This is a genomic window from Comamonas sp. lk (assembly GCF_900564145.1).
Taxonomy (GTDB): domain Bacteria; phylum Pseudomonadota; class Gammaproteobacteria; order Burkholderiales; family Burkholderiaceae_C; genus Comamonas.
On record NZ_UOOB01000001.1, the window covers coordinates 2,664,001 to 2,679,430 of the forward strand.

The 15,430-nt window shown below is 64.2% G+C and carries 8 protein-coding genes; 6 read left to right on the forward strand and 2 right to left on the reverse strand.

Going from position 1 to position 15,430, the window contains the following annotated elements; genetic code table 11:
- Positions 1-151 precede the first annotated feature (151 nt).
- From smc to EAO39_RS12225, 4 genes are all read left to right on the forward strand, one after another.
- Positions 152-3,679, forward strand: coding sequence for a chromosome segregation protein SMC (gene smc / locus EAO39_RS12210; RefSeq protein WP_120967724.1), 3,528 nt, complete (start codon positions 152-154; stop codon positions 3,677-3,679).
- Between the two features lie 61 nt (positions 3,680-3,740).
- Positions 3,741-5,081, forward strand: coding sequence for a cell division protein FtsZ (locus EAO39_RS12215; RefSeq protein WP_120967726.1), 1,341 nt, complete (start codon positions 3,741-3,743; stop codon positions 5,079-5,081).
- A gap of 56 nt (positions 5,082-5,137) precedes the next feature.
- Positions 5,138-7,363 (forward strand): NAD-dependent DNA ligase LigA, encoded by a 2,226-nt coding sequence (gene ligA, locus EAO39_RS12220; protein WP_120967728.1) that lies wholly within the window; start codon positions 5,138-5,140, stop codon positions 7,361-7,363.
- A gap of 43 nt (positions 7,364-7,406) precedes the next feature.
- The gene (locus EAO39_RS12225) at positions 7,407-8,435 is read left to right on the forward strand and encodes a patatin-like phospholipase family protein (protein ID WP_120971009.1); all 1,029 of its coding nucleotides are present in this window, start codon (positions 7,407-7,409) and stop codon (positions 8,433-8,435) included.
- A gap of 39 nt (positions 8,436-8,474) precedes the next feature.
- Here the strand turns inward: EAO39_RS12225 and EAO39_RS12230 are convergent, their stop codons facing one another.
- Positions 8,475-9,275, reverse strand: coding sequence for a type 1 glutamine amidotransferase (locus EAO39_RS12230; RefSeq protein WP_120967730.1), 801 nt, complete (start codon positions 9,273-9,275; stop codon positions 8,475-8,477).
- Between the two features lie 221 nt (positions 9,276-9,496).
- Here EAO39_RS12230 and EAO39_RS12235 point away from each other — a divergent pair, with 221 nt between their 5' ends.
- Together EAO39_RS12235 and EAO39_RS12240 are read left to right on the forward strand one after the other, a co-directional pair.
- Positions 9,497-11,242, forward strand: coding sequence for a VRR-NUC domain-containing protein (locus EAO39_RS12235; RefSeq protein WP_120967732.1), 1,746 nt, complete (start codon positions 9,497-9,499; stop codon positions 11,240-11,242).
- Entirely contained in the window at positions 11,239-13,680 is a 2,442-nt protein-coding gene (locus EAO39_RS12240; RefSeq protein ID WP_240466978.1) for an ATP-dependent DNA helicase, read from the forward strand. Before EAO39_RS12235 ends, EAO39_RS12240 begins: the two co-directional genes overlap by 4 nt.
- A 6-nt stretch (positions 13,681-13,686) precedes the next feature.
- Here the strand turns inward: EAO39_RS12240 and EAO39_RS12245 are convergent, their stop codons facing one another.
- Positions 13,687-15,309 carry an ABC-F family ATP-binding cassette domain-containing protein gene (locus EAO39_RS12245; RefSeq protein ID WP_120967734.1) on the reverse strand — a complete coding sequence of 541 codons (1,623 nt, stop codon included), beginning with the start codon at positions 15,307-15,309 and terminating at the stop codon, positions 13,687-13,689.
- Positions 15,310-15,430: the final 121 nt, after the last annotated feature.

Below are 15,430 nucleotides of genomic sequence, written 5' to 3' on the forward strand. Positions count from 1 at the left end.
CTTCCCGGGCGGCGGAGCGCGTTATGATTCCCGCCATTGCCTATCGGTTGCGTGTTGCGGGTTTGGTCGTTTTTCAAACCATCTGCGGCGCAGCCGGTTTTTCCGTTTCTGACTCCCACATAAAGCTGCTCGCTAGACCGCCTCTGACACCGTGCGCCTGAATTCCATCAAGCTCTCCGGCTTCAAATCCTTTGCCGAACCCACCAACTTCGTCCTGCCAGGCCAGATGGTGGGCGTGGTCGGCCCCAACGGCTGCGGCAAGTCCAACATCATGGATGCGGTGCGCTGGGTGCTGGGCGAGAGCAAGGCCAGCGAGCTGCGCGGCGAGTCCATGCAGGACGTGATCTTCAACGGCACCACGCACAGAAAGCCTTCGAGCCGGGCCAGCGTGGAGCTGACCTTCGACAACAGCGACCACCGCGCCGGCGGCCAGTGGGGCCAGTTTGGCGAAATCGCCGTCAAGCGCGTGCTCACGCGCGAGGGCAACAGCAGCTACTTCATCAACAACCAGCCCGTGCGCCGCCGTGACGTGCAGGACGTGTTCCTGGGCACGGGCCTGGGGCCGCGTGCCTACGCCATCATCGGCCAGGGCACGATCAGCCGCATCATCGAGTCGCGGCCCGAAGAGCTGCGCTTGTTCCTCGAAGAAGCCGCCGGCGTCTCCAAGTACAAGGAGAGGCGCCGCGAAACCGAGAACCGCCTCTCGGCGACCACCGAAAACCTGACCCGCGTGGAAGACATTCTGCGCGAGCTCAACGCCAACCTTGACAAGCTGGAAAAGCAGGCCGAGGTGGCGGCCAAGTACAACGGGCTCAATGCCCAGGTCACGCTCAAGCAGCATCAGCTGTGGTTCATGAAGCGCAGCGAGGCCGAGGCCGAGCAGGACCGGGTGCGCGTCGAAGGCCTGAAGGTCGTCAACGAGCTCGAAGAGCGCATGGCCGACATCCGCAACAACGAAAGCGGACTGGAGACCCTGCGACAGGCCCACTACGACGCCAGCGATCAGGTGAATCAGTCCCAGGCCAGGCTGTATGAAGCCACGGCCGAAGTGGGACGGCTGGAGGCCGAAATCCGCTATGTGGTCGAAGGCCGCCAGCGCGTCACCCAGCGTCTGCAGCAACTGGCCGAGCAGGTGTTGCTGTGGAACAGCCGCAACGAGGAAGCCCAGGGCGAGATCGAGAATATCGAAGGCCAGGGCATGAATGCCGAAGAGCAGGCCGAAATGCTGGCCGCCCAGGTCGAAGAGCAGACCATGCGCCTGCCCGATCTGGAAGATGCGCTGCGCCATGCCCAGAAGGCCGATAGCGACCAGCGCGGCTCGGTGGTGCAGGTGCAGCAGCAGATTCAGGTGCTGGCCGCCGAGCAGCGCAGCCTCGACGAGCAGCGCCGCCAGTTCGAGAGCCGTTTCGAGCGCCTGCGCACCGACCGAAACGCACTGCAAACTCCCGATGAAGCGCGCCTGCTGAATCTGCAAGCTCAGTTGGCCGAAGCGCAGGAGCTGGCCGAGATGGCGGCTGCCGTGCTCAACGAGCTGCAGGAAAGCGTGCCCCAGCTCGACGAGGACCGCCGCACGCGCCAGCAGGCCGTGAACCAGGAAAACCGCCGCCATGCCGATCTGTCGGCACGTTTGGAGGCCCTGAAAGCCCTGCAGGAAAAAGTCAAGACCGACGGCAAGCTTCAGCCCTGGCTGGCCAAGCACGGTCTGGACGGCATGCAAGGTCTGTGGAGCCGCATCGCCATTGAGTCCGGTTGGGAAAATGCCCTGGAAGCCGCGCTGCGCGAGCGCCTGGGCGCGCTGGAAGTGGGTCGCCTGGATATGGTGCGCGGCTTTCTGGGATCGGGTGGCCACGATGCGCCGCCGGCCCGTCTGGCCTTTATCAGCCCGCCGCAGGCAGGCAACTCGCCAGCGGGCGGCCGTTTCTCGCGCCTGTCCGATCTGCTCAAGGTCAGCAACACCGGCCTGCATGCGGTGCTGGTGGACTGGCTGACGGGCTGCTTTACCGCGCCCACGCTTGATGAAGCTCTGACCCAGCGCGATCAGCTGCAGGCCGGCGAAATCATTTACGTGCCTACCGGTCATGCCGTTACCGCACATAGCGTGACCTTTTATGCCCAGGATTCCGAACAGTCCGGTCTCTTGGCCCGGGCCCAGGAAATCGAGCACCTGGAAAAAGAAGTCCGCGCCCAGGCGCTGATTGCCGAAGAGTCGCGCTCCACCCTGGTAAGAGCCGAAAGCGCCTATGCCGATGCCTCGCAGCGTCTGGTCTCAGCGCGCCGCGAAGCCACCGAGGCCCAGAGCCGCGCCCATGAGCTACAGGTCGAAACCTTGCGCCTGTCCCAGCTGGCCGAGCAGGCCCGCGCCCGCAATGCGCAGATCACGGCCGACCTGTCCGAGGTGGAGGCCCAGCTGTCCGATATCGAGGAGCGCAAAGTCTCGGCCGAGGCCCGCTTTGAAGAGCTGGATATGCAGCTGGCCGACAGCCAGGAGCGCCATGCCCAGCTGGGCGACAAGGTGCTGGAGGCCGAGCGCCGCCTTAACGAATCGCGCGAGCAGCTGCGCAGTCTGGAGCGCCAGGCGCAGGAAGCCACGTTCTCGCAGCGCAGCCTGCACGCACGCCGCTCCGAGCTGTCGCGCACCATCGAGACCGCCAGCCAGCAGGCCAAGGCCTTGGCCGAGGAGCAGCAGCGTGCCCAGGATGAGCTGGCACGCCTGACCGATGCGGCCGCCCAGGGCGGCTTGCAGGATGCGCTGGATTTGAAGATGCAGCGCGAAAAAGACGTGGCCGAGCGCCGCAGCGAATACGACGACCTGACCAACAAGCTGCGCGCCAGCGACGAGCGCCGCCAGAGCCTGGAAAAAGCGCTGGACCCGCTGCGTCAGCGCATCACCGAATTCCAGCTCAAGGAACAGGCTGCGCGTCTGGGTCTTGAGCAGTACAGCAATTTGCTGACCGAAGCCGAGGCCGATCTGGCGGCCGTGTCCCAGTCCATTGCCGAGGGCAATGTGCGCATGCACGGTCTGCAGGGCGAAATCGACCGCTTGCACCGCGAAATTGCGGCCCTGGGTGCGGTGAATTTGGCAGCACTCGACGAGCTGGCGCTGGCCAGCGAGCGCAAGATCTTCCTCGATGCGCAGGTGGACGATTTGACCCGCGCAATGAACACCCTGGAAGAGGCCATCAAGAAGATCGACGCGGAAACGCGGGAGCTGCTGTCCGGCACCTTCGAGATCGTGAACCGCCACTTCGGCCGCATGTTCCCCGAGCTGTTCGGCGGCGGTCAGGCCAAGCTGGTGATCACGGGCGACGAAATTCTGGATTCCGGTGTGCAGGTGGTGGCGCAGCCGCCCGGCAAGAAGAACCAGACGATTCACCTGCTCTCGGGCGGGGAGAAGGCGCTGACGGCGATTGCCCTGGTGTTTGCCATCTTCCAGCTCAATCCCGCGCCTTTCTGTCTGCTGGACGAGGTGGATGCGCCGCTGGACGACGCCAACACCGAACGCTATGCCAAATTGGTGTACAGCATGAGCAAGGGCACGCAGTTCCTGTTCATCAGCCACAACAAGATCGCCATGGAAATGGCCGGTCAGCTGATCGGCGTGACCATGCAGGAGCAAGGTGTTTCACGAATTGTTGCCGTGGACATGGAGTCCGCTTTGTCCATGGCTGAGCTATCCTGAGGGGGATGCTCCTCGCAGTCCCTATCCCAACCTGTTGACCGTTTGAACCTCTTTTTTCCAAATGAGTAACTTGCAAATCAGTCTGGCCGTTGTGGGCGTTGTGCTGCTGGTCCTGATCGTTGCCTACAACTCTTGGTCTGCCCGCCGCAACGCGCCCAAGCGCTCCGAGCCGGTTGACGAGGCAGCGCAGGCCGATCCCTTGCGCCACGAACCCGGCATGGACACCGTAGGCCACACTTCCGACCTCACCAAATACCAGCACGAACCCGTGCTGGGCGACTTCAGCAAGGCCGTGCCCGGCGCGGAGCCGCTGCCCATGCCCGAGGCGGGCGGTCGCTTTGCCGAGACCGATGCCGAGCTGGCCAGGCTGGTGGCCCAGGAGGCCCATGCCGAGCAGCAGCGTCACGTTGTGGCCACGGCCCATGGCGAGATGGAGGATGAGCTGCAGTCAGGTGCCACGGCATTGCGCGCCGATGCCGCCATGGCCCAGCAGGCAAACATGGCAGGCGCCAAGCAGGAGCCGGTGTTTACCGAGGCTCCGCTGGCCGCTTCCGTGCCGCCGGCCGCTTCCATGGAGCGCCGCGGCCATCTGGATGCGCTGATCGATGCCATCGCCCCGATCCAGGTCGGTCAGGCCGTGCCCGGCGAAGTGGCCATGCAGGCCCAGCCCAGCACACGCCGCGCCGGCAACAAGCCTTTTGCCATCGAAGGCATGAACCAGCAGACCCGTCAGTGGGAGCCGCTGCAGGCCGGTCAGCGCTATCTGGGTTTCCAGTCCGGAGTGCAACTGGCCAACCGCACGGGCGCACTCAACGAGATCGAGTTCTCGGAGTTCGTGGCCAAGACCCAGCGCTTTGCCGACGCCTTGAGCGCGCTGCCCGATCTGCCGGATATGCTCAACGAAGTCTCGCGTGCCCGCGAGCTCGACCAATTCGCCAGCGAGCACGATGCCCAGCTGAGCTTCATGATCCGCGCCCGTCAGGCCTCCTGGAGCGCCGGCTATGTGCAGCAAAACGCCGGCCGCCAGGGCTTTGTGCCCAGCTCCATGCCCGGGCGCATGGTCTTGCCTTCGCCCAATGCCGGCATGCCGCCGGTGCTGGTGCTCAACTATGATCCGCAGGCGGCGGTGGCTGACGATCTCGATCAGTCCGTGGTGCGCGAATTCCTGATCAGCCTGGATGTGGCCCAGGTGCCGCGCGGCGAACAGCCTTTTGCCCATCTGCGCCAGGTGGCCGAGCAGATGTGCCAGACCATGGACGGCGTGCTCTGCGACCAGAACGGCTATCTGCTGCCGGTCTCGGCGCTGGACCCGATTCAGCACGATCTGGAGCTGCTGTATGACAAACTCGACAGCCACGAGCTTTCTGCAGGTTCGCTGCTGGCGCGGCGCCTGTTCAGCTGACAGCCCAGGGCCAGATTTTCTGGCCCCTTTTTTTGATTTCCCCCGGCGGATAGCGCATGACCGAGAACCTAGACCTTTTTTCCGCTGAACCGCCTGCCAGGAATGTGCCAGATGCTGCGCAAAGCATAGCGCCAGAAAAAGTGCTGGCCAAGGTGGCCGAGCTGCGGGCCCAGCTCAACCAGTGGGCGCACGAGTATTACGTGCTCGACGAGCCCAGCGTGCCCGATGGCGAATACGACCGCCTCTACCAGCAGCTGGAAGCCCTGGAAGGCGCTTACCCGGCTCTGATCACCCCCGATTCGCCCACGCAGCGCGTGATTGGCGCGGTGCTTGACGGCCTGCAGCCGGTGCGCCATGCCGTGCCCATGCTCAGCATCCAGACGGAAACCGACAATCAGGCCAGCGGCGCCCAGGCATTTGACGCCCGCGTGCGCAAGGAGCTGGGGCTCGATGAGAGCGCGCCCGCCGTGGAATATGTGGCCGAGCCCAAGTTCGATGGTCTGGCCATGAATCTGCGCTATGTGAACGGCGTGCTGGTGCAGGCTACCACGCGCGGCGACGGCGAGGTGGGCGAGGATGTGACGCACAACATCCGCACCATCCGCAAGATTCCGCTGTCTCTGCCCAAAGACCAGGGCGTGCCGCCCGTGGTCGAAGTGCGCGGCGAGGTCTATATGGGCCGCGCCGATCTGCAAAAGCTCAACGAGCGCCAGAGCGCTGCCGGAGCCAAGACCTTTGCCAATCCGCGCAATGCGGCGGCGGGGTCGGTGCGCCAGCTCGATTCGGGCATTGCCGCCCAGCGGCCGCTGTCGTTTTTTGCCTATGGTCTGGGCGAGATCACGCCGCCTGCGCAAGGCGGGCCGGATTTCGGCACGCATTACGCCATGCTGCAAACGCTGAAATCATGGGGATTTCCGGTCGCACCCCAGGTGTGTGTTGCGCGCGGTGCTTCTGAACTGGTAGCGTTTCACCAGCGCCTGGGTGCCGAGCGCGATGCTCTGCCTTACGAGATCGACGGCGTGGTCTACAAGGTCAATTCTCTGGCGCTGCAGCGCCAGCTGGGCTTCAAGTCACGCGAGCCGCGCTGGGCCGTGGCCCACAAATATCCGGCCCAGGAAATGCCCACGCTGATGGAAAGCATCGATGTGCAGGTGGGGCGCACCGGCAAGCTCACGCCCGTGGCCAGACTGGCGCCCGTGGCCGTGGGCGGCGTGATCGTGACCAACGCCACCTTGTCCAACATCTTTGATATCCGCAAAAAAGGCGTGCGCGTAGGCGATACCGTCATCGTTCGCAGGGCTGGCGATGTGATTCCCGAGGTGGTTGGGCGCGTCATGACCCCCACGCTCGGCACTGGCGTGTCCTCGCTGCCCCCCGAGGGGGCTGGTTTGGCCTTGGGACGGCCCGGCGGCCAAACCGTGCCCGCTGCTCGCCAGCCTTATGTGCCCAACTTTCACATGCCCAAAAACTGTCCCATCTGCGGCAGCGCCGTGGTGCGCATGAAGGGCGAGTCCAACCACCGCTGCACGGGCGGGCTGTTCTGCGGCGCGCAGCGCAAGGAGGCAATCCTGCACTTCGCGGCCCGTCGCGCCATGGACATCGAAGGCCTGGGCGACAAGCTGGTCGATCAGCTGGTGGACGCCCAGGTGGTCAAGGTCCTGCCCGATCTGTATCGCCTGGGGCTGACGGCACTGGCGTCTCTGGACCGCATGGCGGAGAAATCGGCCCAGAACGTGCTGGCGGCGCTGGAGAAATCCAAGCACACCACGCTGCAGCGCTTTTTGTTCGGCCTGGGCATACGCAATGTGGGCGAGGCCACGGCCAAGGATCTGGCGCGCCACTTCGGCACGCTGGACGCCATCATGGATGCCGATGTCGAGGCCTTGCTGCAGGTGCCCGACGTGGGGCCGGTGGTGGCCGACAGCATTCACACTTTTTTTGCCCAGCCCCATAACCGCGAGGTGGTGGAGCAGCTGCGGGCCTGCGGCGTGCACTGGGAAGAGGGTGCACCGCCCGAGAAGGCGGCCCAGGTGCTGGCCGGCATGACGGTGGTGTTGACCGGCACTCTGCCCACGCTCTCGCGCGACGAGGCCAAGGATATGCTGGAGGCGGCCGGGGCCAAGGTCTCCGGCTCGGTGAGCAAGAAAACCAGCTATGTGGTGGCCGGGGCCGAGGCCGGCAGCAAGCTGGTCAAGGCCCAGGAGCTGGGCGTGGCCGTGCTGGACGAAGCCGGTATGCTGGCGCTGCTCAAGGGCCAGACGCCGGCATCGCCGGCCGCCTGATGGACAAAGACAATGCTGCGGCAACGCAGAACAAGAGGGATGTATCACCGTGATTGCACGTAAACCCGTGGTGGGCGTGGCTTTGGGCAGTGGCTCGGCACGCGGTTGGGCCCACTTTGGCGTGCTGCGCGCTCTGCGCGAGGCCGGTATCCAACCCGATATCGTCTGCGGCACCTCCATAGGCTCTCTGGTCGGAGCCGCTTATGCGGCCGGGGAGATGGACCGTTTCGAGGAGTGGGTGCTGGGCCTGGGCATGCGCAAGGTCTTTGGCTTTATGGACTTCAACCTGGGCAGCGGCATGCTCAAGGGCGAGAGAATCATCGAGTTCTGGCGCGAGCATTTTGTGCAGGAAACCATGGAGGAGCTGGCAGCCCCCTTTGGCTGTGTGGCCACCGATCTGCATACCGGCGCCGAAGTCTGGCTGCGCAAAGGCTCGATTGCAGATGCCGTGCGCGCCTCGATTGCTCTGCCCGGCCTGTTCACGCCGGTGATTCGCGACGGACGCTTGCTGGTCGATGGCGGTCTGGTCAATCCCGTGCCGGTCTCGCTGGCGCGGGCCATGGGCGCCGATGTGGTGATTGCCGTGGACTTGAATGCCGACCTCATGCGCCGCAACAGAAATGCGGTCGGCATGGGCGCCGCCGCGGCCAGGCCCGGCAAACCGCAGGCCCAGCAAGCGGCCGAGCCGGAACCGGCCTTTACCGATCTGGAGCCGCCAGCGGGCATGTTCAATGCCAATGTGCCGCCCATGGGCTGGAGCGGCAAGTGGAAAAGCTCCATGACCAGCGTGAAGTCGTTTTCCTCCTCGGTACTCAAGCGCGGCATTCACAAAAACGATGAAGAGCTGCAGCAGAACATTCCCTCGCTGCTCAACGTGGTCATGTCCAGCGTCAACATCATGCAGATGCGCATCACGCGCAGCCGCATGGCGGGCGATCCCTCCGAAGTGCTGATCGCGCCCAAGGTGGCGCATATCGGCCTGCTGGACTTTCATCGTGCCCGGGAAGCCATCGATGAAGGCTATGCGGCCGCCAAGGCGGTGCTGCCGAGCTTGAAGGACTGGGGCGTCTAGAGTCGCTGTGCCGGCTTTGATGCGTGGCTGACCGCTGCTCTAGCGCGTGGCTTGCGCCAATATTGCTATGGTTTGTCTAGCTAGAGGCGATTGATAATCAAGGGCTGGGTCGGTTTTTTGTTCCAAAAAATGCGGTGAATGGCCTGGTCGCAGCTGAGCCGTCCAGGCGCTGTAGCTGCGCAGCGCCATGGCATGCAACTGGCCCAGATGGACAGGCAGCTGAGACAGAATCTGCGCCTCGCTCTGCACCCCGGGGCCGTGCGCCAGCAGCAATTCCTCATGGCCGGTGCGGCACCACTGCTTGATGCTTTGCTCCGTCACCTCCAGGTGGCCTTGAAACGCCCAATGGCGCCCATGGCGGAAGCCCTTGTTCAGGCAATGCGTGCCCACCATGGTGCGGCTGGCGCCTTTGGGGATTTCAAAAGTGTCGTAATGCCAGTTGAAGATGGTGGCCTGGCTGGGCAGGCGCATCTGTTGCTGGGCTTCGCGCGTGGTCCATATCGAACTCCAGCCTATATTGGGGCAGGGGTTGCGCCAGACGCGGGCACCCATGGCGCGGGCCAGCATCTGCGCGCCAAAGCAGTGGCCCAGCACCGGCACATCACAGGCCAGTGCGTTTTGCAGCAGGCAGCGTTCATCCTCAATCCAGCGCAGCTGCTCGTTGGCACAGTGGTTGCTGCCCAGTACGATGATGCCGCTGTAGTCTCGCGCACGGGCCGGTGCCGAGCCCTCGGCGCAGGGGTCTATCAGCACATAGGCCAGGTCTTGCCGGCGCAGATGATCGAGCAAGATGCCAGGGCCTTGCGAAGCTTCATGCTGGAGGATGGCGACAGGTTTCATACAAAAAGGCGGGGCACAGCCGCCCGTGGTGGTGAGGCCTTGAATATAGGAATCACGCCATCAAGCCCTTGTATGGATTGCACAGCTTGCTATCAAGACTGCATCAAGAGCATGGGTTGAGAGCAGTTTGATGCAGGCTTTTAAGTGGGGTTTGGCGGCTTTGCTATGATTAACTGTATAAATTCACAGTTAAGCCGATTTCATTCCTCTCAGGTGATCGCTTGAGCACGCCGCCCCCCCATCGCTTTTACTATCTGCACAACTTTCAGCGTGCGCTGGACTGGTTGGGCCAGCGCTATGGCGATCTGCTGAGCGTCCAAGAGCTGCAGTTCATGACGCGTTTTGCCCAGCTGCCCCAGGCCTCGCAAGCGCTGCTGGTGCGCATGATCATGCGGCGTGGGCCCTGGTTCAGGGCCGATAAGCTGGTGTACGAGGAAATCCCAGCGCTGGCCGATGCAGCACAGCCATTGCGTCAGGAAGGCTGGATTGACGATGCTCAGCCCATGACGGCGGCCGAGCTGTTTGGCTTGCATACCAAGCCCGAGCTGCTGCAGATTCTGAGAGATTTCCCCAGCAGCCTCGTTACCAGCTCCGGTACCAGTCCTGCTATCAGCTTCACCATCAGCCCCAGCCTGCGCAAAAGCGAAATGCTGGCGCTGGTGCAAAGCGCTCAGCAGGGTGACAGAGCTTATGCCCAGTGGCACCCGCAGGCCGCCGAGCCGGTCTGGCGCCTGATGGTGGGCGAGCTATGCGAGCGCTTCAGGCTGATGTTCTTTGGCAATCTCTACCAGGACTGGTCGGAGTTTGTGCTGGCCGATCTGGGCGTGTTTCGCTACGAGAGCGTAGCGTTCGATGCCGGCTCGCGGGCGTTTCAGCAGCGCTGCGATGTGGATGTCTATCTGGCGCTTTCGGCCTGTCGCCAGGCGCTGGACGAAGGCGCAGACGTGGCGGCGCTCAATGAGTCGCTGGCTCAATACCAGAGCGCCAACCCCTGGCTGGAAAAGCGCCGCGCCAAGCTCTTGATGCAGCTGGGCCAGGCCTGCGAGCGGGCACAGAACTGGACCCTGGCCCAGAGCCTTTATGCGCGCTGCAACTACCCGGGCGCGCGCCACCGCCGGATTCGGGTGCTGGAGCGGCTTGAACAGTTCAATCAAGCGCTAGCCCTTGCAGAGCTTGCACAGTCTGCTCCTGAAAGTGAGGAAGAGGCCCAGCGCATTGCCCGCATGCTGCCGCGGCTGCGTCGCAGCACAGGGGCGGGCGCAGCCCAGGAGAAACGCCGGCGCGCGGCCGCACTGGCCCCTGCCGTGGCTGGGCTGTGCTCTGATGTGACGCTGGCTTTGCCGGCCGAGCCGATGGCCGTGGAGTACGCGCTGCGCGATCACTGGCAGTCCGGGCAGGCGCCGGTGTTCTATGTGGAGAACGCGCTGATCAACTCGCTGTTTGGCCTGCTGTGCTGGCCCGCCATCTTTGCGCCGCTGCCGGGCGCGTTTTTTCACCCTTTTCAAAGCGGCCCGGCCGATCTGAGTGCCCCCGATTTTGTGCCGCGCCGCCAGGCGCTATTCGATGCCTGTTTGCAGGCGCTGGCAGACGGCAGCTACCGCCGCGTGATTGCCCAGCGCTTTGCCGAAAAGCAGGGCCTGCAGTCGCCGTTTGTCTTTTGGGGCACGCTGAGCGAGGAGTTGCTGGCTCTGGCGCTGGACTGCATTCCGGCCGCCCATCTGCAGCTGTTTTTTGCCCGGCTGCTGCAGGATGTGAAGGGCAACCGCACCGGCTTTCCCGATCTGGTGCGCTTTTGGCCAGCGCGGGAGCAGGAACGGCCGCGTTATGAACTGGTGGAAGTCAAGGGGCCAGGCGACAAACTGCAGGACAACCAGATTCGCTGGCTGGCGTATTGCACGGATCACGGGCTGCCGGTCAGCGTCTGCCATGTGCAGTGGAGTGATGGACTGCCTGCGGAGGGCGCTTGAGCGCTGAAGCCACCGATCACAGCAGCGCGCCAGCCGTGGTCGGCGTTCGCGCTCTGTGCGAATTCACGGCCCGTAGCGGCGATCTGGACCTGCGCTTCACGCCATCGCCCACTTCGCTGGAAGGCATGGAAGGTCATGCCACGGTGCGCCGCCGCCGCGCTGCGGGCTACGAGTCAGAAATCAACCTTGGCGGGCAATACCAGGAACTGTGGGTTCAGGGCCGGGCCGATGGTTTTGATGTAGCAGCCTGCCGGCTCGAAGAAATCAAGACCTATCGCGGCACGCTGGACGGCATACGCCCCAACCACCGCGCCTTGCACTGGGCCCAGGCCAAGGTCTATGCGTATCTGCTGTGCCAGGCGCGGCAGCTGGCGCAGATCAATGTGGCGCTGGTGTATTTCCATGTGGGCAGCGGCGAGGAAACCGTGCTTAGCAGCCTCTACACCGCCGATGAGTTGCAGCTGTTTTTCGACAGCCAGTGCCAGCGCTACCTGGCTTGGGCGCGCGGCGAAGCGGCGCATCGGGCGCAGCGCAACACCGCCTTGCAGGCGCTGGACTTTCCGCATGCGCAGTTTCGCTCCGGGCAGCGGCAGTTGGCTGTGGCCGTGTATCGCACGACAGTATCGCCAGCGTCAGCGGATAGCCAAGGCGATCAGTCACGCGATAGACCAGGCGATGAACCAGGCGACGCAAAAGCCTGCGGGCGCAGCCTGATGGCTCAGGCCTCTACAGGCATTGGCAAAACCCTGGGCACGATTTTCCCGCTGCTCAAGGCCATGCCCGGCCAGGGGCTGGACAAGCTGTTTTTCCTGACCGCCAAGACCACAGGCCACGCCCTGGCGCTGGATGCGCTGGCACAGCTGCAGCAGACTACAGCGCCCGGTGTTTTGCGGGTGCTGGACCTGCAGGCCAGAGACAAGGCCTGCGAGCACCCGGACAAGGCCTGCCACGGCGACTCCTGCCCGCTGGCCCAGGGCTTTTACGACCGCCTGCCTGCGGCACGCGAGCAGGCGGTCAGCCTGGCTGTGCAGGATGCTCCGGCCGTGCGCTCGGTGGCGCTGGCCCATGGCATCTGCCCCTATTACCTGATGCAGGAGCTGGCGCGCTGGGCCGATGTGGTGGTGGGTGACTACAACTATTACTACGACAGCTGCGCCATGCTGTATGCGCTGACCCAGGCCCAGGGCTGGAAGGCGGCCGTGCTGGTGGACGAAGCCCATAACCTGCTGGACCGTGCGCGGCGCATGTACACGGCCGAGCTTTCGCAGTTTGCGCTGCATGCGGCGCGCAAGCAGGCGCAGGGCAGGGTGAAAAAAGCGCTGGACGGCCTCAACCGGGCCTGGAATGCCTTGAACAAGGCGCAGCATCACAACTACCAAAGCTATGCCGAGCCGCCAAGCAGTCTTTTGAACGCCGTGCAGCGTGCGATCAGCGCCATTGCCGAAGTGCAGGCCGATCAGCCCCTGCCGCCTGCCGACCCGGTGCTGGCCCTGTATTGGGAGCTGCTGCAGTTTCAGTCGCTGGCCGAGTCCTTCGGGCCGCATGCGCTGTTCGATATCAGCCTGGCTACGGTGCTGCCGCGCCGTTCCGCTTATGCAGGCTCTGCCGCCCGGGCGCCGTTTTCCACGCTGTGCATTCGCAATGTGGTGCCCGCTCCCCATCTGCTGCAGCGCCACGCGGCCGCGCATACCAGCGTGCTGTTTTCGGGCACGCTGAGCCCGCCGCAGTTTTACTGCGACATGCTGGGCCTGCCCGCGCATACAGCCTGGCTGGAGGTGGATGCGCCGTTCAAGGCCGAGCAGCTCAGCGTGCAGGTGGCCGGCCATATCTCCACCCGCTGGCACGACCGCCAGGCCTCTTTGCAACCGATTGCCGATATCGTGGCGCGCCAGTTTGCGCTGAAGCCGGGCAACTATCTGTGCTTTTGCAGCAGTTTCGACTATCTGCAGCAGGTGGCGCAGGAGTTGGCCAGGCTTCACCCCGGCCTGCCCATGTGGAGCCAGACCCCGGCCATGGACGATGCCAGCAGCACCCAGTTTCTGGCGCGCTTTGTACAAGGCGGGCGGGGCATAGGCTTTGCGGTGCTGGGCGGGGTGTTTTCAGAAGGTGTGGACCTGCCCGGCAGCCGCTTGATAGGCGCTTTTGTCGCCACGCTGGGCCTGCCCCAGGTCAACCCGGTGAACGAGGCCATGAAGCAGGCGCTTGACGACTATTGGGGCCGTGATGCGGCACATAAACAGGCGCATAGGCAGGCCCAGGGCTATGACTACACCTACCTCTACCCCGGCCTGCGCAAGGTGGTGCAGGCTGCCGGCCGGGTGATACGCACCGAAAGCGACCGCGGCGTGGTGGTGCTGATGGACGACAGATTCCAGAGAGCAGATGTCCAGGCGCTGCTGCCCAAATGGTGGCGGCTGGAGCATGGCGGCTTTAGCTGAAGCGGCTTACACCGCCAGCAGCTCCCATCCGGCTTCGCTGATCGCCAGGCGGTGCGTCAGCTGCAGAGCCTGCAGCAAGGCTTCGTCGTGCGAGACCAGTACCAGCGTGCCCGGGTATTGGCAGAGCATGGCTTGCAGCGCCTGTTGCGAGGGCAGATCCAGGTGATTGTCCGGCTCGTCAAGCAGCAGCATCTGCGGCGCTGCATCGCGGTAGAGCGCGCAGGCCAGAGCGGCTTTGAGGCGCTCGCCCCCGCTGAGCAAACGGCATGGTTGATCCATATGGCTGGCATTGAGCCCCAACTGGGCCAGGCGCATGCGCTGTAATCCCTGCGGCGTGCGTGGTGCTGCCTGTTGCAGCTGAGTGATCACCGACAGCTCATCGTCCAGGCTGCTCAGCCGCTGGTCCAGCCAGGCAAAAGAGGCAGTCATCTGGCGCCTGCCTTGCAGCGGCTCTATCTCGCCTGCCAGCACCCGCAGCAGCGTGGATTTGCCGCAGCCATTGGGCCCGGTGATGGCGATGCGCTGGCCCGCCTGCAAGCGCAGCGAAACCGCTGGTAGTTGGGAACTCCAGGGCAGTTGCACGGCGTCGAGTGCTGTCACCACACGCTCTGGCGGCAGCAACTCCTGCAGCGGCGGCACATGCAGGTAAATGCTGGCGGCCTGCCAGTCAATGGACTGGGCTGCCTCGCGCACGCGCTGCTGCGCAGCCTCTCTGGCCTGGGTCTGTTGCTGGGCCAGCCGCCCGGCCGTGGCCTGGCTGCGTGCTTTTTGCGTGCCCAGCAGCAGCTTGGCCTGATTTGCGTTCTTGCCGGCCCGGTTCGCCGCTGCCTGCTGGCGTTGCTGGCGCTGCTGTTGCTCATGCAAGCTGCGCTCTTGGCGGTCGCGCTCGAGCTTGGCCTGGGTCAGCGTCTGCAGCGCGGCCTGTTCCTGCTGCCGTTTGCTGTTCAAGTAAAAATCATAGCTGCCACCATAGAAGGTAAGGGCGTTTGATGCCAGTTCGGCCATGCAATCCATGGCGTTCAGCAAGCTGCGGTCATGGCTGATCAGCAGCAGGCCGCCACGCCAATGGCGCAGCTGCATGGCCAGGGCGCTGCGGTGGGCGGCGTCCAGGTGGTTGCTGGGCTCATCCAGAATCAGGAAATCCGCACCCGATAGCTGAGCGCCCACCAGGGCCACGCGCATGGCCTGGCCGCAGCTTAGTTGCCGGGTAGGGGCGTCTGCATGCAGGCCAGTCAAATGAGCGGCGTGCAGCGCGGCCTGCAATTGCGGGCGTATGTCCCAGCGCTCGGCCAGCAACTCGTAATCGTGGTCGGCGCAGCTGCCTTGCTCTATGCGGGCTAATGCGTCAAATGTGGGCTGCAGGCTGGCCAGAGTGGCCACGGTCTGATCAGCGTTGGTTTGGAGCAGATCTTGCGCCAGATAATGCACGCGGCCCGAACGGGCCACGCTGCCGCTGCTGGGCGCGGTCTCGCCGGCCAGAATGCGCGCCAGCAGGCTTTTGCCCACGCCGTTGCGACCGACCAGGCCGGTGCGTTGCGCGCCAAAGCTGGCGGATAAATCAGAGAAAAGCGTTTTGCCCGTAGGCAGCACATAAGAGACGCCATGAAGCGTCAAACGAGGTTCGGTCATAAAAACCCAAGCGATGAATGCCAGACATCCCCTGTGCCATGGAGGCCGCTGCAAGTCGTGCACGCGGTGAAACAGGGAGTGGGGAGGTGGCCGTCAGCAAGACGGCGGCATCAATAGCGCA

Bases quoted from the DNA above. Each gene is read 5' to 3' on its own strand.
- EAO39_RS12230 (WP_120967730.1), bottom strand. From the start codon at position 9,275: ATGAAACCTGTCGCCATCCTCCAGCATGAAGCTTCGCAAGGCCCTGGC.
- EAO39_RS12215 (WP_120967726.1), top strand. From the start codon at position 3,741: ATGAGTAACTTGCAAATCAGTCTGGCCGTTGTGGGCGTTGTGCTGCTG.
- ligA (WP_120967728.1), top strand. From the start codon at position 5,138: ATGACCGAGAACCTAGACCTTTTTTCCGCTGAACCGCCTGCCAGGAAT.
- EAO39_RS12245 (WP_120967734.1), bottom strand. From the start codon at position 15,309: ATGACCGAACCTCGTTTGACGCTTCATGGCGTCTCTTATGTGCTGCCT.